The sequence below is a fragment of the Terriglobales bacterium genome (assembly GCA_035764005.1).
Classification (GTDB): Bacteria; Acidobacteriota; Terriglobia; order Terriglobales; family Acidobacteriaceae; genus Gp1-AA112.
In genome coordinates, this window is the sequence record DASTZZ010000131.1 from 1 (window position 1) to 20872 (window position 20872).

Annotated in this window: 20 protein-coding genes and 1 tRNA gene; 14 read left to right on the forward strand and 7 right to left on the reverse strand. The window is 56.6% G+C overall.

Annotated elements, in window-relative coordinates; all coding sequences use genetic code 11:
- The first annotated feature begins 49 nt into the window (after window positions 1–49).
- Window positions 50–394 carry a 50S ribosomal protein L19 gene (gene rplS, locus VFU50_21590; GenBank protein HEU5235466.1) on the forward strand — a complete coding sequence of 115 codons (345 nt, stop codon included), beginning with the start codon at window positions 50–52 and terminating at the stop codon, window positions 392–394.
- 80 nt (window positions 395–474) lie between these two features.
- Here rplS and VFU50_21595 read toward each other — a convergent pair whose 3' ends face one another.
- On the reverse strand, window positions 475–1116 hold the full coding sequence (locus tag VFU50_21595; GenBank protein ID HEU5235467.1) for a PEP-CTERM sorting domain-containing protein: 642 nt from the start codon (window positions 1114–1116) through the stop codon (window positions 475–477).
- A 370-nt stretch (window positions 1117–1486) separates the two neighbouring features.
- Here VFU50_21595 and lhgO point away from each other — a divergent pair, with 370 nt between their 5' ends.
- The 8 genes from lhgO (at window position 1487) to rimM (ending at window position 9538) form a co-directional block, all read left to right on the forward strand.
- A complete protein-coding gene (gene lhgO, locus VFU50_21600) occupies window positions 1487–2719 on the forward strand; it encodes an L-2-hydroxyglutarate oxidase (protein ID HEU5235468.1) in 1233 nt (410 codons plus the stop codon).
- A gap of 64 nt (window positions 2720–2783) precedes the next feature.
- The gene (locus VFU50_21605) at window positions 2784–3755 is read left to right on the forward strand and encodes an ion channel (GenBank protein ID HEU5235469.1); all 972 of its coding nucleotides are present in this window, start codon (window positions 2784–2786) and stop codon (window positions 3753–3755) included.
- 277 nt (window positions 3756–4032) lie between these two features.
- On the forward strand, window positions 4033–6003 hold the full coding sequence (locus VFU50_21610; protein ID HEU5235470.1) for a peptidyl-prolyl cis-trans isomerase: 1971 nt from the start codon (window positions 4033–4035) through the stop codon (window positions 6001–6003).
- A gap of 88 nt (window positions 6004–6091) precedes the next feature.
- On the forward strand, window positions 6092–7639 hold the full coding sequence (gene malQ / locus VFU50_21615; GenBank protein HEU5235471.1) for a 4-alpha-glucanotransferase: 1548 nt from the start codon (window positions 6092–6094) through the stop codon (window positions 7637–7639).
- A gap of 46 nt (window positions 7640–7685) precedes the next feature.
- Window positions 7686–8078 (forward strand): hypothetical protein, encoded by a 393-nt coding sequence (locus VFU50_21620; GenBank protein ID HEU5235472.1) that lies wholly within the window; start codon window positions 7686–7688, stop codon window positions 8076–8078.
- Between the two features lie 150 nt (window positions 8079–8228).
- Complete coding sequence (gene rpsP / locus VFU50_21625; protein ID HEU5235473.1) at window positions 8229–8474, forward strand: 30S ribosomal protein S16; 246 nt, start codon at window positions 8229–8231, stop codon at window positions 8472–8474.
- Between the two features lie 154 nt (window positions 8475–8628).
- Window positions 8629–8919, forward strand: coding sequence for a KH domain-containing protein (locus VFU50_21630; GenBank protein ID HEU5235474.1), 291 nt, complete (start codon window positions 8629–8631; stop codon window positions 8917–8919).
- Window positions 8920–8947: 28 nt separating this feature from the next.
- The gene (gene rimM, locus VFU50_21635) at window positions 8948–9538 is read left to right on the forward strand and encodes a ribosome maturation factor RimM (GenBank protein ID HEU5235475.1); all 591 of its coding nucleotides are present in this window, start codon (window positions 8948–8950) and stop codon (window positions 9536–9538) included.
- A gap of 29 nt (window positions 9539–9567) precedes the next feature.
- Here the strand turns inward: rimM and VFU50_21640 are convergent.
- A tRNA-Val gene (locus VFU50_21640) sits at window positions 9568–9644 on the reverse strand.
- Window positions 9645–9787: 143 nt separating this feature from the next.
- On the opposite strand from VFU50_21640, the gene VFU50_21645 reads away from it, so the two are divergent.
- From VFU50_21645 to VFU50_21660, 4 genes are all read left to right on the forward strand, one after another.
- Window positions 9788–10921 carry a winged helix DNA-binding domain-containing protein gene (locus tag VFU50_21645; GenBank protein HEU5235476.1) on the forward strand — a complete coding sequence of 378 codons (1134 nt, stop codon included), beginning with the start codon at window positions 9788–9790 and terminating at the stop codon, window positions 10919–10921.
- 271 nt (window positions 10922–11192) lie between these two features.
- Entirely contained in the window at window positions 11193–11873 is a 681-nt protein-coding gene (locus VFU50_21650; protein ID HEU5235477.1) for a sigma-70 family RNA polymerase sigma factor, read from the forward strand.
- 28 nt (window positions 11874–11901) lie between these two features.
- Window positions 11902–12408 carry a hypothetical protein gene (locus VFU50_21655; GenBank protein ID HEU5235478.1) on the forward strand — a complete coding sequence of 169 codons (507 nt, stop codon included), beginning with the start codon at window positions 11902–11904 and terminating at the stop codon, window positions 12406–12408.
- A 24-nt stretch (window positions 12409–12432) separates the two neighbouring features.
- On the forward strand, window positions 12433–13014 hold the full coding sequence (locus VFU50_21660) for a DUF3106 domain-containing protein (GenBank protein ID HEU5235479.1): 582 nt from the start codon (window positions 12433–12435) through the stop codon (window positions 13012–13014).
- A 148-nt stretch (window positions 13015–13162) separates the two neighbouring features.
- Here VFU50_21660 and VFU50_21665 read toward each other — a convergent pair whose 3' ends face one another.
- From VFU50_21665 to VFU50_21675, 3 genes are all read right to left on the reverse strand, one after another.
- Window positions 13163–14083: a proline dehydrogenase family protein gene (locus tag VFU50_21665; protein HEU5235480.1), complete on the reverse strand. Its 921-nt coding sequence runs from the start codon at window positions 14081–14083 to the stop codon at window positions 13163–13165.
- Between the two features lie 176 nt (window positions 14084–14259).
- Complete coding sequence (locus VFU50_21670) at window positions 14260–15291, reverse strand: YncE family protein (GenBank protein HEU5235481.1); 1032 nt, start codon at window positions 15289–15291, stop codon at window positions 14260–14262.
- Window positions 15292–15438: 147 nt separating this feature from the next.
- Window positions 15439–16644, reverse strand: a complete 1206-nt coding sequence (locus VFU50_21675; protein ID HEU5235482.1) for a heparan-alpha-glucosaminide N-acetyltransferase domain-containing protein — start codon at window positions 16642–16644, stop codon at window positions 15439–15441.
- Window positions 16645–17406: 762 nt separating this feature from the next.
- On the opposite strand from VFU50_21675, the gene VFU50_21680 reads away from it, so the two are divergent.
- Window positions 17407–18336 (forward strand): hypothetical protein, encoded by a 930-nt coding sequence (locus VFU50_21680; GenBank protein HEU5235483.1) that lies wholly within the window; start codon window positions 17407–17409, stop codon window positions 18334–18336.
- A 142-nt stretch (window positions 18337–18478) separates the two neighbouring features.
- Here VFU50_21680 and VFU50_21685 read toward each other — a convergent pair whose 3' ends face one another.
- The gene (locus VFU50_21685; protein HEU5235484.1) at window positions 18479–19054 is read right to left on the reverse strand and encodes a transposase; all 576 of its coding nucleotides are present in this window, start codon (window positions 19052–19054) and stop codon (window positions 18479–18481) included.
- A 584-nt stretch (window positions 19055–19638) separates the two neighbouring features.
- Window positions 19639–20872, reverse strand: a 1234-nt coding sequence (locus VFU50_21690; protein ID HEU5235485.1) for a transposase, incomplete at its 5' end; no start/stop codon positions are given.

A 20872-nucleotide genomic window follows, 5' to 3' on the forward strand; every position in this document is an offset into this window, starting at 1 on the left:
GTGCCCGGCAGAGTCGGTGCGACGTGCGCGAAAGGAACTCATTATGTCGATTTCTCCGGTCATGGCAAAGCTTGCCGAAAAGCTCCAGCGCAAGGACATTCCTCACTTCAATCCTGGCGACACCGTCCGCGTGCAGGTGAAGATTAAGGAAGGCGACAAAGAGCGTGTTCAGGCTTTCGAAGGCGTGGTGATCGCCCATAAAGGCGGCCCGCAGGCGAGCATCACCGTCCGTAAAATCAGCTTCGGGCAGGGCGTCGAGCGTATCTTCCCGCTGAATTCCAAGGTGATCGATAAGATCGAGCACGTCCGCTCAGGACGCGTTCGCCGGGCGAAGTTGTTCTATCTGCGCCAGCTCAAAGGTAAGGCTGCCAGACTGCGCGAAGTGGAAGGCTGATCTAAGCTGTCGTTCGGAATTCACGCAAAAGAAGAGCCGCCCATCGGGCGGCTTAGATTTTCAGAACGGCTCTCGCGGTGCTAAATCGAAAACAGACGTTTCCGAAGTCCAGCGAGTGAGAGCAAGCCAGAGCCGAGCAACAACATCGCAGAAGGCTCCGGAGCAGTTACTGCTTCAGAAATTTTTCCCTGCAGGGTAGTAATACCACCGTTCGTGGTGCTTGGAGATAACACCACGCCTGGACCATCCATCGTAAAACTGCTGATCTGGTAGGTAACGCCACCCAGAGTGATCGAGGTTGGATTGGAGAAAATTACCTCCGTTCCACTGCTCGTCGTCTGAAGACTGCCGCTCAAAGATGCCAGAAGATCTCCACTGCTCGGTGAAGCAGCAGGATCGGACTGGCTGATGTTCAAAGTAAAGCTTACGCCGTCAAAGTCAGTCAGAGACCCCGCGCTAGCCACGAAGTTCCCTAAACTGTTGAAGGTGAACAGCGTTCCCCCTTTGCCGGGCTGATCAGGAGTTACTGTTGCGTTTGTAAGGCCGTCGAAGCTGAGTTCGACTCCGCTGCCGGTGTTACAAGCGCTAGTACTCGCCCCGCACACACCGCCACTAAACGTGCCTGTGGTGCTGAAAGTTACGGAATCGGCGAACCCAGGTGCCGCTATGAAAAGCAACAGAGCGACGCCGAGTAGCCAGGTCATTTGCGAGATGCGTTTCATCCTAGGTCTCCCCTATGAAACATACTGGGGCGGCTTCCGTCGCAGACCAGTACGCTATTCAGACTTGCAGGTGGATGCCCATTGGATGGTCAGACAAACGTCGATGTATCAATGCCTTACGTTGAAAACGGCACTTTTCTAATGTTTGCGTTGCAAGTCCATGCACATTAAGGAGAACTCTTTTGTCCTCAATAAGTTATATTTCCAGAGTTCCACAGACCGCTATATGCCTGTGGACGAAGCCTTAGTGAACCGGTGTATCCCCGGGTTGTAGCTGTCTGAACTACTTGCGGAGCTTCACTTGGTTCTCGCCGCTTTGAAAGTGACCCGTTACACTCTGACAAAGATCCAGAGGTGAAAATTGTCTCAAGTGTATGACGTCGCCATTATCGGAGCCGGAATCGTTGGGCTCTCGGCGGCCAAAGAGCTCGGCGAGCGCTACCCAAAGCTGAAGGTCGTTGTCCTTGAGAAAGAGGCAAAGTTAGCGGCGCATCAGACCGGCCACAACAGCGGTGTGATTCACTCTGGCGTGTATTACCGTCCAGGATCGTTGAAGGCTCGCTTCTGCGTACAAGGAGCGGCGGAGATGGTCCACTTTTGCCAGACGCATGCTCTTCCGCATGAGATCTGCGGAAAAATCATTGTTGCCATCGAGAAATCACAGCAGCCCGCGATCGAGGAACTCCATCGCCGCGCCTTGGCGAACGGCGTTCCCGGAGTGCGGATGTTGCCGGCCGAAGAGATTCGCAATTACGAGCCGCACGCTACCGGAGTAGCCGCCCTGCTGGTTCCCGGAACGGGAATTGCGAATTACAGGCTTGTAGCCGAAAAATACGCTGAACTGGCAACCCAGTCGGGTGTCGACATTCGCACTTCTTCTGCGGTCCACGGAATTCGTGATTCCGGGTCGGAGTTCACAATGCAGACGTCGGCGGGACCATGCATATCAAAATTCCTGATTAATTGCGCAGGCCTGCACAGCGACCGCGTCGCGCGGCTTGCAGGGGCGGAGCTGCCCCTGCGGATCATTCCCTTTCGCGGAGAGTATTACGAACTTCGCCCCGAGCGTCGTGACCTGGTGCGGACGTTGATCTATCCAGTGCCGGATCCTCGCTTTCCCTTTTTGGGAGTTCATTTCACTAAGAAGGTCGGAGGTGGAGTGGAAGCTGGTCCCAACGCTGTTCTGGCTCTCAAACGCGAAGGCTACACGAAAACGGCTTTTCATCCGGCCGATGTCTTAGATGAGGTTGGGTTCCCCGGCTTCTGGCGTATGGCGAAGAAGTACTGGAAGACTGGATTTGGGGAGATGTATCGATCCTTTAATAAGGCTGCGTTCGTTACGGCACTCCAGAAGCTGCTTCCGGAAATTCGTGAACAGGATTTGATCGATGGCAGCGCCGGTGTGCGCGCCCAGGCCGTGGATAAGAATGGAGCGCTAGTGGACGACTTCCAATTCGTGACGCAAGCGCGGGCTCTTCACGTCTGCAATGTACCTTCGCCCGCAGCCACCGCGTCACTTCCTATCGGCAGGCATATTGTCGAAGTAGCTGCCCGCGATTTTGGTTGGAGCCAGAATGGCCGTCCGGAGTCTGCGCCGCAGTAGAGCCCTCGCCCATGCGCCACATTTAAGATAAGTCTCATTTCCCTCGTGACGGTGGCGAGAAGAGATGTCCACGCAAAATCCAATCATCACTTTGCAGAGCGCTGAGGAACGCGACCGCGATCTCGGCTTTGGTTCCGTCGTCTCGCAAGCGCGTAATCTGCGTTTGTTGAATCGCGATGGAAGCTTCAACGTGCGGCGCAAGCAGAGCATTACTGACTCGTATGCGTCGTACTATTCGCTGCTGACAATGTCCTGGCCGAGATTCATCGGCCTTGTGGTCGGGCTATATGTTGCGATAAACGGGATCTTCGGAATTGCCTATCTCCTATGCGGAGACGGGGCTTTGCAGACGACCGGTGGACAGGCGATCTCCTCTTCGTTCCTGAAGGCATTCTTTTTCAGCATCGAAACGTTCTCGACGATCGGCTACGGCAATATTGTTCCTGTTACGCTGGCCGCGAATGCAATTGTTTGCGTCGAAGCAGTCAGTGCGCTGCTCGGGTTTGCGCTGGCAACCGGTCTGATCTTTGCCCGGTTCTCGCGTCCCACGGCGAAGATCCTGTTCAGCGACACAGCGATCGTCGCTCCCTATAACGGAATCACCGCTTTCGAATTTCGCATCATCAATTCCCGCAACAATCAGCTGATCGAAGTTGGTGCGCGCGTGCTGATGTCGAAGTTCGAGAATGTAGATGGCAGTCGCATTCGCAAGTACTATCCCTTATCTCTCGAACGCGAAAAAGTTGTCTTCTTCCCGCTGAGCTGGACCATCGTGCATCCCATCGATGACAAGAGTCCGATGCGGGGCTGCACGCGCGAAGACCTGATTGCCAGCGACGCCGAATTTCTCATCCTCCTCACAGGAATTGACGAGACGTTTTCACAAACTGTCCATGCGCGGTCGTCATACCGCGCTGAAGAGCTGATCTGGGGTGCAAAGTTCGGGAATATGTACGTCCAGAATGAACACGGACAGATCACAGGCGTAAACATGGAACGCTTTCACGCAATCGAGCGCGTGGCTCTGGCTGGGTAAACCGGCTGTCGGCCTTCGGCTATCGGCCTTTGGCCAAAAAACAGCAACTCAAGGAAAAAACTCGGAGCCGCGTGTCAAAGTCGGCGCACCCTTCCAACGCCAGATCGCAACCTCCGTTGGAGTTTCAGAACTCCTCTCCCGCAAAGATCCAACGCAAAGCACGGGTGAAGAAACTCAGGTCTTTGCTGTAGTCGGAGATTGGTAGCCGGAAGCCGGCAGCCGCCTTTCCGCTATAATCAACTTTCCGGCAATCCTCTCTGGAGTCTATCCACAGTCAATGATTAAGTTTCTGCAGACGCCCACCAAGGCGAAAAAAATCGTCCTCAACACCATTCTGGTCTTCGTAGCTATCACGATGGTGATCTTCCTGATCCCAGGAATTTTTGAAGGGCTTTCAAATACAGCGGGGAAAGGCGTCTATGCGCGCGTCGCGGGACACGACGTCACTTCCGCCGACGTGGAGCGCGCGACCCAGCAGATGGCGCGCCAGCAGCGTATTCCCGCCGAGTACGCATCGTTCATCCGTCCTCAGGCAGCAAACCAGCTGATCACAAAGTATGCTCTCATCGCCGAAGCGCGCCGCATCGGCCTGCACGCTTCGGACGACGAAGTTCGCAATTTCCTCCACGAAGGGCAATTCGGGCAGATGCTGTTCCCCAATGGGAATTTCGTGGGTGAGCAGAACTACGAGAACTTCGTCAGCGAGCAGTTCCATCTCAGCGTCGCCGATTTTGAGAACCTGGTGAAAGAACAGCTTCTCATCCAGAAGCTGATCGGGATGATCGAAGGTCCGGTGACCGTTCCCGAATCACAGGTGAAAGATGAGTATATAAAGCAGAACCGTAAGGTGAAGTTTGCCTATGCGGTGCTCAGCCACGACCAGGTTGCGAAAGAAGTAAAGGTCACGGATACCGAGCTGAAGGCCTACTACGACAAGCACAAACAGGAATATGTAAATTCGATCCCGGAGAAGCGGAAGGCGCGCTACATCGCCATTAATGCTTCAACCATTCCTGGTGTCACGATCACCGACGATGACATCAAGCAGTACTACAACCAGCACACCGATCAATACAAAGTTCCTGAGCGTGTTCACGTCCGCCACATACTTGTGAAGACGCCTCCTCCTGGTCCGGATGGCAAAGTCGATCAGAAAGCCGTCGATGCTGCTCGTGCCAAAGCCGAAGGACTGCTGAATCAGATTAAGAACGGCGCCAATTTTGAAGAGCTTGCGAAGAAGAATTCCGACGATCCCGGAAGCGCAGCCAAAGGCGGCGAACTGCCCCCTTTCCAGAAGGGCGCCATGGTGCCCGAGTTCGAGCAGGCGGCGTTCGCGCTGCAGAATAAAGGACAGCTCAGCGGACTGGTAAGGAGCACCTACGGCTTCCATATCATCCAGCTGATCGACAAGCAGCCCGCACACACCAAATCACTGGAAGAAGTAAAGGCCGGTATTGTTCCCGTTCTGAAACAGCAGAAGGAATCGAAAGCTGCCGACGAGCTGGCGCGAACGCTGGAATCCCAAGCGAAGACCGAAGGCTTGGATAAGGCAGCAGCAGCACACAACCTGAAGGTACAAACCACGGATTGGTTCAGCAACACCGATTCGCTTCCCGGAATCGGACAGGCGCCCGACTTCATGCAGGTAGCCTTCTCGACCAAGCCGAAATCAGGACCGGTGCTTGCACACACTCCGACCGGCTACGCGATTTTGGAAGTCCTCGACGATCAGCCGGCAAAGACGCCGACCTTCGAAGAGGCGAAGCCGAAGGTCGAGACCGCCTTCCGCAACGAGCAGGCCCAGGCCTTGTTGACGCGCAAGACGCAAGAGCTCTCGGAGCGTGCCAAAGCGCTGCACGACCTAAAGAAAGCTGCTGCGGAACAAGGCGCACAGTACAAGACCAGCGACTTCGTTACGCAACAAGGACAGGTTCCCGATCTCGGCTCGATGAGTGGACCAGCTTCTGTTGCATTCACGCTGCAGAAGGATCAGATCAGTGGCCCGATTATGGCCGAGAACAATGGCGCGGTGCTGCAGGTCGTGGACCAGCAGGAACCCTCAGCCGAGGAATTCGCTAAGAACAAGGACACAGCGCGCGAGCGTACGCTGGAGCAGAAGAAAGGCGAGGCTTTCCAGCTCTTCGCGACCAATCTTGTCCAGAGTATGACGAAAGAAGGCCGAATCAAGTACAACAAGGAAGAGCAAGAAGCGAACCAGCCTGGCGCGCGGCTTCCGGCCGGCAGCTAGTAACATCGCATTCGTACCATAGCTGCCCAGCCACGCTGGGCAGCTTTTTATTTTCTTTTCTTCATCACACGTTGTTTGCGAGAACGAAATGCCTTTCGAAAGAGCCTGCGGGACGCTGCTGCACATCACGTCGCTGCCGTCGCGCGGCGAGATCGGGGACTTAGGCCCGGAGGCATACCGCTTTGCCGACTTTCTCGCATCGTCTCGCCAGCGCCTCTGGCAGGTGCTGCCCATCAGCCCCGCAGGCGTAGGAAACTCTCCGTACTCCGCGACCTCGGCATTCGCAGGATATCCGCTGCTCATCAGCCTCGAGCGCTTAGGCGAGCGAGGATGGCTTGAGAAACAAGACTTAGACCAGCTCGCGAAAGCGTCTTGCCACGTCGACTTCGCAAAAGCCCAGCACACCAAGCTCCCGCTCCTGAACAAAGCTGCCGAGCAATTCCTGAAACGGGCCGCGGGAAGCGCGCGTCAGCGCTTCGACGAATTCTGCTGGCTGAACGGATGGTGGCTCGAAGACTACGTTTTATTCGAAGCTCTTCGCAACCATCACGATCAGAAGAGCTGGATCGAATGGCCCGCCGAACTCCGTCGTCGCGACCACGCAGCCATCGATCGGATCAAAACGGAATTCGAACACGAGCTAATGCTCGATCGCGCCATTCAGTTCTTCTTCTTCGAGCAGTGGCGCTCGCTGCATCAGTACTGCATGTCGCGCGGCATCAAGCTCATCGGCGACGTCGCCATCTTCGTGAGCCTCGACAGCGCCGATGTTTGGAGCCATCCCGATATATTCCAGCTCGACGATGATCGCAAGCCTATCAACGTCTCCGGCGTACCTCCCGACTTCTTCAGCGAGACCGGGCAGCGCTGGGGTAATCCTCTTTATCGTTGGGACGTGCTCCGCCAGCGCGGCTACGATTGGTGGGTGCAGCGCATGAAATGGGCACTGCAAACCTGCGACATCGTCCGCCTCGACCACTTCCGCGGCTTTGAAGCTTATTGGGAAATTCCAGCGCATGAAGAAACTGCGGTACGCGGCCGGTGGGTGAAGGGGCCGGAGCATGACCTGTTTCACGCTCTGCGCAACGCGCTCGGAACGCTGCCGTTCATCGCCGAAGATCTCGGAACTATTACTCCTGAGGTCGATAACCTGCGCCGAAGTTTCGAGATGCCCGGCATGCGTATTCTGCAGTTCGGATTCGGGAATCCCGGCGCCCACATTTATCTTCCCCATCGCTACGAAAGCAATACCGTCGTCTACACCGGCACGCATGATAACGACACGACCGTGGGCTGGTGGAAGTCCGGCGCGACTGATGACGAGAAACGCGCGATCGAGAGCTATCTGCATCCCAACGACGACGGCATCCACTGGGCGTTCACGCGAGCGGCCATTACGTCTGTCGCGGATCTATGCGTCATCCCCATGCAGGACTGGCTGGGCCTCGATGCCGACTGCCGCATGAACATCCCGTCTCATCCCGAAGACAACTGGACCTGGCGTCTGGAAAGGAACGCCGCCACGCCGGAGCTGGCAGGCAAAATTGCCGAACTGATCGAAGTCTCCGACCGCGATCCGCGAAGCTCGCATCGGGGCCAAACCAACGGCAGCGCACAGGAAGAGTTCGCGGCCTAGCCATCCAGCCCGCGGTCTCCATTCATCCATTCATCCATCCACATAAATGGCGGCGAATCCCATCAACAACGAAGCGCAGTTTGCACAAGCTGCGGTGCAACATTGGCAGCGCCTTGGGCAGGAGCTCAAGGCGGATGTTGAACAATTCAATAAAGATGGCGGCTCAGCATCGTTTTCGCAGCCATCCGCGAACGAGTACCGGGTCAGCAACTCAGATTCAGGACTGGCAGTGATCATTGTGGCCGATCCTGACGATCACATCGTTCGCTACGACTTCGTTCGCACCAACAGCCAGAGCGCCGGAGCCCCCGAAGGTGGCATGCTCTCGATGCGGATGGGCAAATCCGGGGTCGAGTTCTATTCCTCGGACCAGCCAGTCAAGGCAGAAGAAGCTCGCGGACTGTTTCTCGATCCCGTGCTCAACCCGCCGATGGCGTGATGGCTTGCAGCCCGGTACTTTTGCGAGGTTACCCCGTGCTTGTCAGTATTATTAGAATTACGACATAATCTTAAATTGGCTGTCTGCGCCTCCATTCGGCAGGCGACTCCTCACAGCCTGCGCAGGAAAGGACAATAAAGTTCAGTGTTAATGATTCGTTTAGCGCGCATGGGTGCGCGCAAGCAGCCGTATTACCGCGTAGTAGTTATCGATAAAGAACGCGCGCGCAATGGACGCGCCCTGGAAGTCGTCGGTCTTTATAATCCGCGCACCAGTCCCGCGACCGTGGATCTGAAGCGCGAGCGCATCGATCATTGGGTTTCTAAAGGAGCGCAAGTCTCCGATCGAGTTGGCAAGCTTTTGTCGAAAGCAGCGCCGGCAACCACTGCGGCCTGAAGCATTCGTACGCAGTATTGGTGTGTGAAGTAGCCAGTCCCCCGACCCCTCATCATGTTGCGACTTGCTGGAGAGCATCCAACAAGTGCGGGGGTGTTGTGCTCAAAAGAGGATGCTGACCGGCGACGCTGCCGGTCACACCGGGGAGTCGAATATGCCGACTGAGCAGGGCGGAGAAGTGCGGGAACTCGTGCTGGAGATCGCCAAGGCTTTGGTCGATGAGCCCGATCTTGTAACCGTTGAATCCATTCCAGGTCCGGAGAGCACCGTGCTCGAACTGCGCGTAGCGCAGCGGGACCTGGGCAAAGTGATCGGCAAACAAGGACGCACGGCGCGCTCCTTGCGCACCATCATCGGCGCCGCCAGCATGAAGCTGCACAAACGGCACACGCTGGAGATCATCGAGGACGGCCTCCCCGGCAGCGCCACAGCTACCGGAGCCTAGCCCCAGACTTCGGCGCAGCCACTTTCTTTTGACGCAGCCGAATTCATTCACTGCCATCGCGCGAATCGTGCGTCCGCAAGGACGCCGCGGCGAAGTCCTCGCCGATCTCCTCACCGACTTCCCAGAAAAATTCTCCGAACGCCGGCAGCTCTGGCTTAGTTCAGAAGCCAAGCCCGAGCCGCGCGAGTACTCGCTCGAAAATCACTGGTTGCACAAAGGCCGCGTAGTACTCAAGTTCGTAGACATCGATTCCATCGGCTCCGCCGAAGCTCTCAGCGGAATGCTGGTGCAGATTCCTGCCGAATCTCGCTCGCACCTCGAACCTGGCGCAGCATACGTCTCCGACCTGATCGGCAGCACGCTATTCGACGTCTCCCAAAACCGGAATATCGGAACCATTCGCGACGTCCAGCAAGGCGCCGGCACGGCTCCGCTGTTGATTGTCGACAGCGCAGGCAGAGAGCTAGAGATCCCGTTCGCGGAAGAATTCATCCTCTGCTTCAACGCATCGAAGAAGCTCCTCGAAATGAACCTTCCCAAAGGCTTGCTCGAAGTAAATGCGCCACTGTCCGAAGCGGAAAAAGCCCAACAGAGGTCCACGCCGAGCGAAGAGGAATGATGAACGGGAGGAGGAGTCATGAGAAGAAGTGGTGGGCGGTGTAGGACTCGAACCTACGACCTCCTGCGTGTGAAGCAGGCGCTCTAACCAACTGAGCTAACCGCCCAAAACCTGCAGTAATGCCAATCGTAACACGCCGTTTTACTCCCGCCGCCTCTTGGCTTTCGTGTGTTGCAGTTGTCGTTCAGCTCCGAAGCTCCGCAGCTTCGTGGCTTCGCAGCTTGTGTACCTGACGTAAATTATTGACCCATGCAGAAACTGAAGTGGTCGCAAGCAGCGGCGTGGCGAGTTCGGCGGCAGTATCTGGAGCGGCGGGCTCGTGCTTCCGACATGCTTGCTGTTGCTCGGCGGCTTTGCGGATTGCATGCGCAGGTGTTCTCTTCAGCGGAATTGACGCTTTGGGCCAGGGTTGAAGGTCTCAAACGCGGAGCCGTTCAGCGCGCGGTGTGGGAAGAGCGAAAGTTGGTGAAGACTTGGGCGATGCGTGGCACGCTGCATCTTCTTCCCGCCGATGAGTTGCACTTGTGGCATGCCGCGCTGGGCACGAGCCGCCGATATCTGCGTCCGAAGGCTTGGAAGAACTACTTTGGGATCACGATGGAGGAGCTCGATTCAATTACCCAGGCGATCGGGAAAGCTCTTGATGGCCAGGTGATGACGCGCGAAGAGCTGGCGCGTGCCGTGGGACGCATTACGCGATCGCCTGCGCTGGGCGCGAAGCTGGCAGAGGGAAGTTGGGGCACGATCCTGAAGCCGGCTGCCTTCGCCGGACATTTATGCTTCGGTCCCAGTTTGGGACAGCTGGTTCGCTTTACGCGTCCCGAGAGCTGGTGCGCGCTCAAAGGTTCTCGGCCGGATACGCAGGCGGCCACTCGGGAAGTGACGCGTCGGTTCCTCGGCGCATATGGTCCGGCGACGTACCACGATCTGGCGCGATGGTGGGGTAGCGGAATGACAATCGGACGACAGTGGATCGGCGCAATGGGCGATGAAGTAACGGCTGTCGATCTCGATGGCACTCAGGCATGGATGCTCACGTCGGATGCTCGCGAGTTCCGCGACACCGAGCCGATCCGGTCGGTGCGTCTGCTGCCCGCGTTTGACCAATACGTGATCGGCGCGTCGCATCACGCGGCGCGTCTGTTGCCCGGCGATTTGCGCAGCCGCGTGTATCGTCCGCAGGGATGGGTCTCGCCAGTGCTGCTCGTGAATGGGCGTATGGAGGGCGTTTGGCGCCACGAGGTCAAAGGCAGCCGCGTGGAAGTGACGGTCGAATCCTTTGTGAAAGTCCCGAAATGGGCGCGGAGTGCGGCGGCGGAAGAAGCTGAGCGACTGGCCGAGTTCTTTGGAGGTACATTGAATTTGAAGCTGCCAGCCTGCTGAGCTGCTAAGAAGGACGACGGGCCAGTGGCACTGATCTACATGGCTGTGCGGGCCGTCCGACCCCGATTTTGGCTGTTCCGCAGACTTAAGGCGGTACAATTATTTGCCCCCAAGGACCGGCCTGCGCGTCTAAGTGTGGAGCGGCCCGTTTTGGGGACCAGAACGCATGCCAAATCCGTACGACCCAATCCGACCCAAGTCCCGTGAATCCAGCGAGTTAGAGGATGAACGCCGGGCGCAACTTTCCCCTGAAGAAGGGGTTCATAAGGGCGTGGGTACTATAGCTCTCAATCCGGAGATGTATCCAGGGCTCGCTAAGGGTGCGGGGAACAACGGAAGCCCGTCGGAGGTGATGGGGCGCTCGGCGGCTAAGTCGTTGAGCGATATGAGCGATGCCGAAGTGATGTTGCTTGCCGGGGCGGGCGACGATTCGGCGTTTGACTATCTGGTTGAGAAGTTTCGGCGGCCGATTGTGAGCTTCATGTATCGCATGACTCACAATCAGGCGATCGCCGAGGAGCTGGCGCAGGAGGTTTTCCTGCGCGTGTACCGGTCGCGCAGCTCGTACCAGGCTGAGGCAAAATTCAGTACCTGGTTGTATCGTATTGCCACAAATCTCGCGGTGAACCATGCGCGCGACACGCGGTCGGAGCGCATGGCACAGACGGTGAATCTCGATGAGCCCGATCCCGAAACGGGAACGACACCGGATGTGGCTGATGCGACGCCGACGGTCGAGGCCGATATTTTGCGCAACGAGCGGATGGCCGCGATTCGCCAGCACGTGATGGAGCTGCCGGAGCGGCAGCGTATGGCTGTTGTGATGCACAAGTATCAGGGACTCGATTACAAAGAGATCGGCAAAGTGCTGAAGCTGAGCGAGTCCGCAACGAAGTCGTTGTTATTCCGCGCATATGAAACGCTGCGCGACAAGTTGAAAGCATTTGTGTGAGTTTGATTTCCGGGGAAAGGCCGTAATTATGCTGTGCAAGGATCTAAAAGACGAAATCTTCGAGGCTGCGCTTTCGGGCTCAGCTCCAGGTGACAAGGTAAAGGCGCACATGGCATCGTGTAGCGCCTGCGAGCAGGAGTTCGAGAGTCTCCGCTCGACTATGAATGTTCTCGATACGTGGACCGCGCCGGAGCCGTCGCAATACTTCGACGTGCGCCTGCGCGCGCGTCTGCGCGAAGTGAAAGAGCAGGAGCAGCATGGAGTTCTCGCGCGCTGGCTCGAGAAGGTCGGCATCGGACGCCTTTCCTGGAAACCGCTTACGGCCGCTGCTTTCACCATGATTCTGGCTGTTGGTGGCGGATTGTATGTTGTGAATGAGTCGCACAGCGGTTCAGGAAAGCAAGTTGTGCAGGCGGCATGTCCGGTGGTGGACTTGCAGGCGCTCGATCAGAATCAGCAGGTGCTCAGCGCACTGCAGGATCTTGACGACGATGGCAGCAGCAACAACAGCGTGCCTGCTCAGGTAAGCGAGTAACGAGAGTTATAACCGGGGACCAAAATGAAACTGAAGAGCCAATCCGCAGCCTTTCTGTTGCTGGCCGGCTCTTTGTTTCTGCCCGGACTGGCCTCGGGTCAAAATCAACATCGTGATCGGCAGCGGGAGAATCGCCCGCCCGCGCGTACTCAGAACAATGGTCCCAGACCGGGAAAATGGCTGCGCGAGCACATGAATCAATCGCCGCAGGAGCAGCAGCGCGAGTTGCAGAACGATCCGGAATTCAAACAGCTCAATCCGCAGCAACAGCAGCATCTTCAGCAGAGGCTCAATCAGTTCAACAGCATGTCGCCGGAGCGGAAGGAGCGCATGCTGAACCGCATGCAGCGGATCGAGTCGCTGCCTCAGGATAAGCAAAATCTTCTGCGTGATTCGCTGCAGCAGTTTCGGCAACTCCCCGATGATCGGCGCCGTGAGGTGCGTCACGCCTGGAACAGTTTGAGCGCGATGCCTCCGGACCAGCGTGAACAGGTCATGAACTCCGACCGGTTCAAGTCAACCTTCAACGATCAGGAGCGCTCCACGCTCAAGGGTCTGCTCGATTCGGGATTCACTCCCGGAAATAACAACGGCGGGCCTCACTAGAAAACAGGCTCTCGGCTGTCGGCTTTCGGCCAAACAGCACTGCAATGGACTTCCCGAAAGAATAAGCAACGTGAGCTCTTTGAGAAATCCGCCAGCGCCCGATTCCCATATCGGTCTGACAGAGTGCCGACTGCCGACCGCTGATTGCTTATTTTCGCAGGAGATTTCTTGCTACGAAGAGCGCATTCGCTGGACGCTCTGCTAGACGTCGCATGAAGTAGGGATACCACTCTGTTCCGAACGGGATATAGATGCGCATTCGCCAGCCCTGTTTCACGAGTTCGCGTTGCAGGTCGCGCCGGATTCCGTAGAGCATCTGGAACTCAAAAGCGCTGGCAGAGATCTTTTCTGCGTGCGCGAATTGGATCGTGGCTTCGATCATCTTCTCGTCGTGCGTGGCGATGCCATGATAAATGCCGCTTTTCAGCAGAATCTTCATCAGCTTCACGTAGTTGGCATCGACGTCGCGCTTCTCGGGAAAAGCGATCTCCGCCGGTTCTTTGTACGCGCCTTTGCACAGACGGATGCGAATTGCTTGCGCGGTGAGATTGCGAATGTCATCTTCGCTGCGCCGAAGATACGCTTGAACAACAGCCCCTACGCTTCCATGATTTCCATTTTGGGAATGAACGTTCTGCACCAGATCGAGCGTGCGCTGCGTGTAAGGCGAGCCTTCCATGTCTACACGCACGAAGTTCTGCTTCTGCCGCGCGTGCTCCACCAGGCCGGAGACGATATCCGTCGCAAGCCGTTGATCTACGTCGAAACCCATGTGCGTGAGTTTGAGGCTCACGTTTGCGTCGAGTCGCCGCTCCGTGATGCGATCAATCAGCTCGTGGTAAAGCTTTGCGCTCTGCTGGGCTTCGTCGGCATTGGTTACGTTTTCGCCGAGATTGTCGATGCTTACGCTCATACCGAGCGCGTTGGTTTCTTCGGTTGCGCGGAGTGCATCGTCGACCGTGGTACCGGCGACAAAGCGTTCCGAGACACGGTGTCCGATGGAAGAACTCTCGGCTAAATGTCGTAAGGAGCGGTTTTCGGAGAGAGCAATAAAGGCGGCTCTCAACACAGGGAACCTGCCGGTGGGGTTTTCATGCGTGTAGGCAAACAGTTGGTTCTATCATGCGCACTACTTTCTTGTCATTCCAAGCCACCCGTGTTTGCGGCGAGGAATCCTTATTCCCCCAGACTGCCTGGATCGGGTAGGATTCCTCGCTGCGGTCGGAATGACAAAGCACGGCGCTCCTACTTGCCGTACACCAGCACCTCAAACGTATCCGGCACCATTTTGGGACGCTGCCGCTGCTGGCCAGGCGCCGGCTCGGACTGAGCTTCGAATTGCGCGGTCACCGTGATGAGATTGTGAGTTTTTTCGTCGACCGCCATCGTGCGCGCACGCGGCTTCGTAGTGACGTCGCCCACGACTGAAAAACTGGTTGGCGAATTCTCTTTCACAATGGTGATGTTCCCGCTCTGGCCGTTGGAGCTGTAAGCCTGCTTCAGCCCGCGATCCCAGGCTGTAGCATCGACACCCTTGCCGATAGTCTCGGTGGCGAGAACTTTTCCGCTCTGGCCGTCGACCACGACCATCTTCTCGTTATCGCATCCGGAGAAGAGCACCTCGTTGTCTGGATCAATCGCGAGCCCGCTCGGACCTTCACCTGGCGACAACGACCAGGTATTCAACACCTTCAACTCTTTTGCGTCGATCTCGGCCAGCGAAGACTTGTCTTCCAGATTCACGAAGACTTTGCCTTTGCCGTCAGCGACAGCGAATTCGGGCTTGCCGCCCAAATCAATCGTGCCGGGGACGCTGTTGTCTTTCGATTCGATAACCGTGGCGTTCCCGCTGCGTCCATTGAAGGCAAAGACGCGTTTCGTTGCCGGATCAAAGAGAATCGCGTCAGGATTCGTACCGGCCTGGATCTTCCCCGTCTGCTTCAAAGTTTTCAAATCGAAGACGACAACAGAATTATCGCGTCCGTCGCTGATGAATCCTTTGTTCGCGGCCTTATCGAGCGCGATGCCGTGCACGCCTTTCAGGTCGGTGATGTCGCCTTCGACCTTACCGGTGTCGATGTTGATCACTTCAACATGCGTGCCGTGCGAGATGTATAGGCGCCGGGATGAGGCATCCATCGTGAGATAGTCCCAGCCGGTGTCACCTCCGAGCTTGTACTCGTGAATAAGGTGATAGCCCGTAGCGGGTGGGTTCTGTGCGCAAAGGCATACACAAACGGCAGTCACAAACAGAGCGTATATAGCCAACTTTTTCATGATCTCCTCATTCGTCGAAGCTCGAAATGAACATTAAAACTATACGGCAGACGTGAGCTTCCGCGGGTGGAGAGCCGCCAATGAAATGATTCAGACGAGACGTGATCGGAGTAGATCTGACTCCGCAGAATTAAATTTGGGATCTCGCTAGAGATACCGCAGCCACCACTCCGTTCTTCGTGCTTTCAAGGCAGCAAACCTGCGGCAGGGGAAGTAAAGCAACGCAATTGCAATCGCCCACACGAGATACAGCAGCCAGAGATCCCACGTGTAACCCACAGGAGGTCGCGGATTCGCCATGGGGTGATTCGTGAAGAGCCACGGATTCACATAACCAAACCGCAGCTTGGACACGATGAGCGCGAGCGCATGGATCAGAGGGATATGTAACACGTAATAGAAGAACGGTACGCGCCCAAAGACGTTTACCACCCGCGCGATCGCACCGGACGCTGACTCAATCAGCGGAATACTGACAATCGCCGGCCCAAGCGTCATCAGGAGGAAGCAGAGCGATGCTGGATATTTCGTAGTATTCAGAAACGCGAGCACTGCAGGCATGCGCGATCCGGGATGCCAGGCGGAGGGATCGCCGTAGAGATTGAATCCGCGCAGTACGAGGAAAAGACCGATGGCCGAGAAGCCAATTGTCAGGCACAGTTTTCGCCTGCGCGTTGGCTCGAATGTCAGAATCTTGCCGAACGCATAGCCAGCGGCAATCACTCCGATCCACGGAATAATTGAGTACAGCACGAACAGTTGCAGGCTGCCCAAGTGCACCGGTCCAGCGTAGAAGCCGACGTACAGAATTTTCCAAAGTCCCGACGCGGAGTGCTCGTTCAAATGCTCAGCCCAGGAGAAAAGACGCGAGTCAGCGAGGTTATGCGCGGCAATCACGACGAGCCCAAATGCTGCCAGCGCCTTCAGCGGCAGCTTCACTAGGCCCGCCATAAGCACCATGCAAATTCCGATCACCCAAATCACTCCTGCCATTTCGTAGTGCCGGAAATCGAGGTTAAAGGTCCAAGCGAGGCGTAAGACTGTGAATTCCAAAACAATCAACCACAGGCCTCGAGTGAGCAGAAAGCCCGAGAGGTTTGTGTGTCTGCGGCCGTAAAGGAATGCGCTCGTACCCGCGAGAAAGATAAATGCAGGCGCGCAGAAGTGTGTCACCCATCGCGTGAAGAAGACGCCCGGTGTTGGTCCGCCCGCGGGCACGCCGGAAAACACACGCACATGATCGATGGCCATAAGGATCATCACCATGCCGCGGAGTAAATCGACCGAAGCAATCCGCGTCTGTGCGGGTCGATCGATAACGGTCGTTTGTGCTGCGTAAGCGGTTGTACTCATCGTGGTGCGCTTCGCATTTCACGCAGTCGGAAGTCCGCTGTCTTATTCCGTTCGCGTTAATGCTGCTGCGAAAGTGCTGCAGCTCAAAATTTGGTCAGAGGAGTATATGCCAACAAATGCACCGGTGGGAGCAGCTCGGAGAATTTGGGGCCAGCCTGAGCCCTTGTGCTTTCCTCCAGTTGAGTTTGCCCCTTGACGTAGTCCGTGTTGCCCCCACATCTTGGGCCGCCACCCAGCCGTCTGGAACCGCGTTCCCGGCTCAGGCGGACCGACAGCCATTTTCACGGAACAGGGAATTAAACAGCGAATCAAAACATTAAAGGACAGAAAATTTTCGAATTCTGCCCAAAATCCGCAAATTTGCGTGTAGACCAGGGAAATAACAGCGAATCCCGCGAATTCCGCCGCAGCGCATTTGAATTCAGAACACTTGCGACCGCTTCTCGAGCACGGTCCCATCCGAACAGCGAAAATATCAGGGAATCCAGTCACAGATTGTGACTGTGTGCCACCGGTTTCCCAAATCTCAAAGCTGCCGATTCGGCCCAAGTTTACATACTTTCACCAAAGATTACGATTCCCCGACTTCGTGTAATGCGTCTATTTCGGCAGAAGGGCGCGCTCACCCCGAAGCGCACAATTCGAAGGCTGCGCAAGCTATCAGCTTTCCACTGGAGGCTGCCGATGATGTTTGCCAGACGGTCCTTAGTTTTCATCCGTTCGGTATTTGGGGTTAGCCCTGTTCTCGGGCCAATTTCGCTCATGCCAGTTCTGTTGCTCGCCGCAACCAGCTTCGCGCAGCAGACGCCCTCCACGGACAGTGCAGTTCATCAGGACGCAGGAGGCACGCAGAATGCGCCCGTGCAGTCCAACACTCTAACCATCCCGGCGGATACTCAAGTCGCGCTCGTATTCACGCACCCGCTGAACAGCAAGACAAGCCATCGTGGAGATGAGATCTACGTGCAAACCACGGCGCCAGTCCTCGCCAACGACAAAGTGGCGATTCCCGCCGGCACCTTCGTTCAGGCAAAGGTCAACAAGCTGGTGCGCCACGGTACCCGCAGCCAGATGTCTCTCGACTCCGTCGCCTTCGTCTTCGCGAATGGATACATCGCCAACGTCAGCGGTCCAGTTAGCGCCGAGAGCGAGGAAGGGAGCGCCTTCGCCAATCCCAGTTCGGGAAGGGGTACCGCCGCATTCGTTGCGCCGTTTGCCGGGCTCGGATTAGGAGCGCTCATCGGCAGCGCGGCTCACACCACGCACACGTCCACGTTCGGGGGCATGTCAATAAAAACGAATTCACTCACGGGAGTCGCCGTTGGGAGTACCGTCGGACTGCTTGCCGGAACCGTCGCCTCTTTTGCCCTGCTGGCGCGGACTCACTACTTCTATGTAGATGCCGGCTCAGCGCTGGAAATGCGCTTACCACGACCGCTCACGCTCGATCGCCAGCAGGTCACCGCGGCCATCGCCAAGGCAGCGAACGCTCCTCCGACGATTGTGGTCAAGAAGCTTCCCCTGCCGCCTCCGCCAAACACGGACCACGGCACCTGCTACACCCCGGGTACACTGGGCACACCCGATATCGTGATCCCCGGAACTCCAGCCATCGGCGATTCGCCAGGCACACCGCCAACCGTGATTCCCGGCACCCCAGCCACTCCGGGTATGCAGTATCCGTGCCCTTAAGGCCGTGAGCTCAGCATTCGTGCCCGAGCGGCAAAGACGCCGGTACCCTCTGCGGTGAGATTCTCCACTTCCTGTTTTGGGAATCACTCGAGAAGTCGGGTGCCCCACTGTCGCGTGTTGTTCGCGAGGGTGGGGTATATGGTCAATCGCCTCCAAATCTGGTCGGTTGCACGATGCGCAGTCTGGGGTTTGGGTTCAATCCCTCGATCCAGACCATGCTCTTCTCTCCAAAGTAATATGCGCGGAAACTGCTCCAACCCCACAATTCCGGCGACGATACCAGTCCTCTTTTCACTGGATTTCGATGCATATAGCGCAGCTTCTCTATCATCTTCCTGCGCGTGTAGACGTTAAAGTCATAAAAGCGAGGCTGAAAGAAGTGGCGCTTCTTCTGCTTTCGATTTTCTCTCCATAAGCTGGGTTGATTCTGGAACTTTCGTAGCGGGGGCAGCAGGCGATCAGCCACTCTTTGCTTCAATACCTGCATCACCGTGGAAGGTGTGCCGACTTCGGGCTCGCCGATTAGAGCGTGAAAATGCTCGGGCATAACGACATAGCCGACGACCTCAAATCGGTACTTCCGCCGGACCTGCTCGAAGATGTGGAGAAAAACATCCCGAAAACGCCCACTCCCCAGAAGCGGTTCGCGCTTGTAGCAACTGCAGGTGACGAAATGAAGGTCGTGATGACCGTAAATCCGTTTCAGACGCGATGGCATGGCGCGCCATTATAGAATTGCCACAGTCCTCGCGGCTCAAGATCAGGAGGAAATCCCTTGAGTTTATAAAAACCGGTTGGGTCGCGGAATTCGATGACCTTATTGCCAACATAAACATAGAGATTCGCACCGCACCCTCATCGTTACCGATCTCATCTTCGCTTATGAACCTGCCGGAGTTGCGATCGTAGTATCTGGCCCGCAGCTGCAACAGCCCCGTTTCGGAATCGAAATTCCGCCCGGTGAAGCGATATGGATTGGCGACCGAACCAGTTGAGGCTGTCAATCTACCGAATGCATCGGAAGTGTATGTCTGGACGAGAGAGCCGGTCGCGTTGGTCAGAGAAGTTATTGAGGCTAAGCCATCGAAATTGTAAAAGGTGGCTGAGCTTCCGCTCACAAAAGAGAGTGGTTCATCAATCCCAAGACCCTGAGCATAACGAGAAAGAAATCGGGGACAGCCTAAGAGTGTGTCGGAGAGAAATTCCGCTTACAGCTCCGAAATGGGAAAAGTGTGGGCAGTCCATCAAATTTTCGAAGAGTGGAAGAAGCTTCGGGGAAGGGCTCAGCGAGCGTCGGCGGGATCAGCAAGTTGCCAGTAGTGCGCGATGGCGGAAGAGTTTGAGCAGGTTGTGAGTGGCGCAGATCAGTTTCCACTCCCACTGCACGCGGTTGAGTCCGCGAAAGCGGAAGCGACGCAAGCCGCGCGCTTCTTTGATACAGCCAAACACCGGTTCGACGGTGGCTTGGCGTAATGAATAAAGAGCTCGCCCGGCTGGACTGAGAAGTACTTGGCGCATGTGCATAGCTTCTTCATTCTTGGGAACGGTGGCGGCGAGGGCCGGGCCACGATTTCCCTCGCCGTCGGGAGACATCAAGACTTGAATGCCCCGTCGGGTTAAGTCGCGCAGGCTCGCGGTGTCCCAATAGCCGGCGTCGGCGAGTACTGTCTGCGGTGACTTCTGGGTGCTGGTTCGGATGCTCTCTACCATCGGCAGCAGTTGTTCCCGATCGGTGACCTGCTGCGTCACTTCCGCCGCGACGATCACCTGCTGATGTGCATCGACAGCAATCTGAGCGTTGTAGCCTTGCACGAAGCACTTGCGGCCGTTGTCTCGCATCACTCGTGAATCGGGATCGACGAAGTTGTACTGTCGCTTAGGTGCTTGAGCATTTCGTCCGGCGCGTCGTCGTCGTTTCTTTTCCTTGTCACGCTCCTGCGGATCACGCGGCGTGTGAGTGTTTTGTTCGTCTTTGCGCGGACGGCCAGGCTTGCGCGGAACCTGGTTGTCGTGAGCAGACTGCAGTTTCTGCCGGGCTTCTTTCTCCAACTCGGCTTTGGCTTCTTGAATGCGCTTTAACCTACTCTGCGCATGTGCCAGTTCCTCGGGGAAGCAATCGCCACTCTGGCCTCGACCAAACTGCTCATCTTCACGCTGGTCGGTCTTCTCCGCTTCTGCGAACAGCCGCGCAATCACCGCCTTCCAATGCTGTTCACGTTCGCTCAACTGCTCATGATTCACCGAACGATGGGTGCTGGCGTTGGCCAGGATCTTGGTGCCATCCAACGCTACCTTGCCCAACTTCACCAGTCCTGCCTTATGACACAACCGCAGTGCCTGGACAAACAAACTGGCGAGCGCTTCTAGATGCTGCTGGCGGAAGCCGGCGATGGTGTCATGGTCGGGATGCTGATCGGCAGCCAAGTAGCGGAACGCTACGTTGTCATAAGTAGCCTTCTCTATCCCACGCGAACTCGTCATACCGATGCTGTACCCGTACACCAGCAGACGAGTCAGCAAAAGCGGATGATAGGCC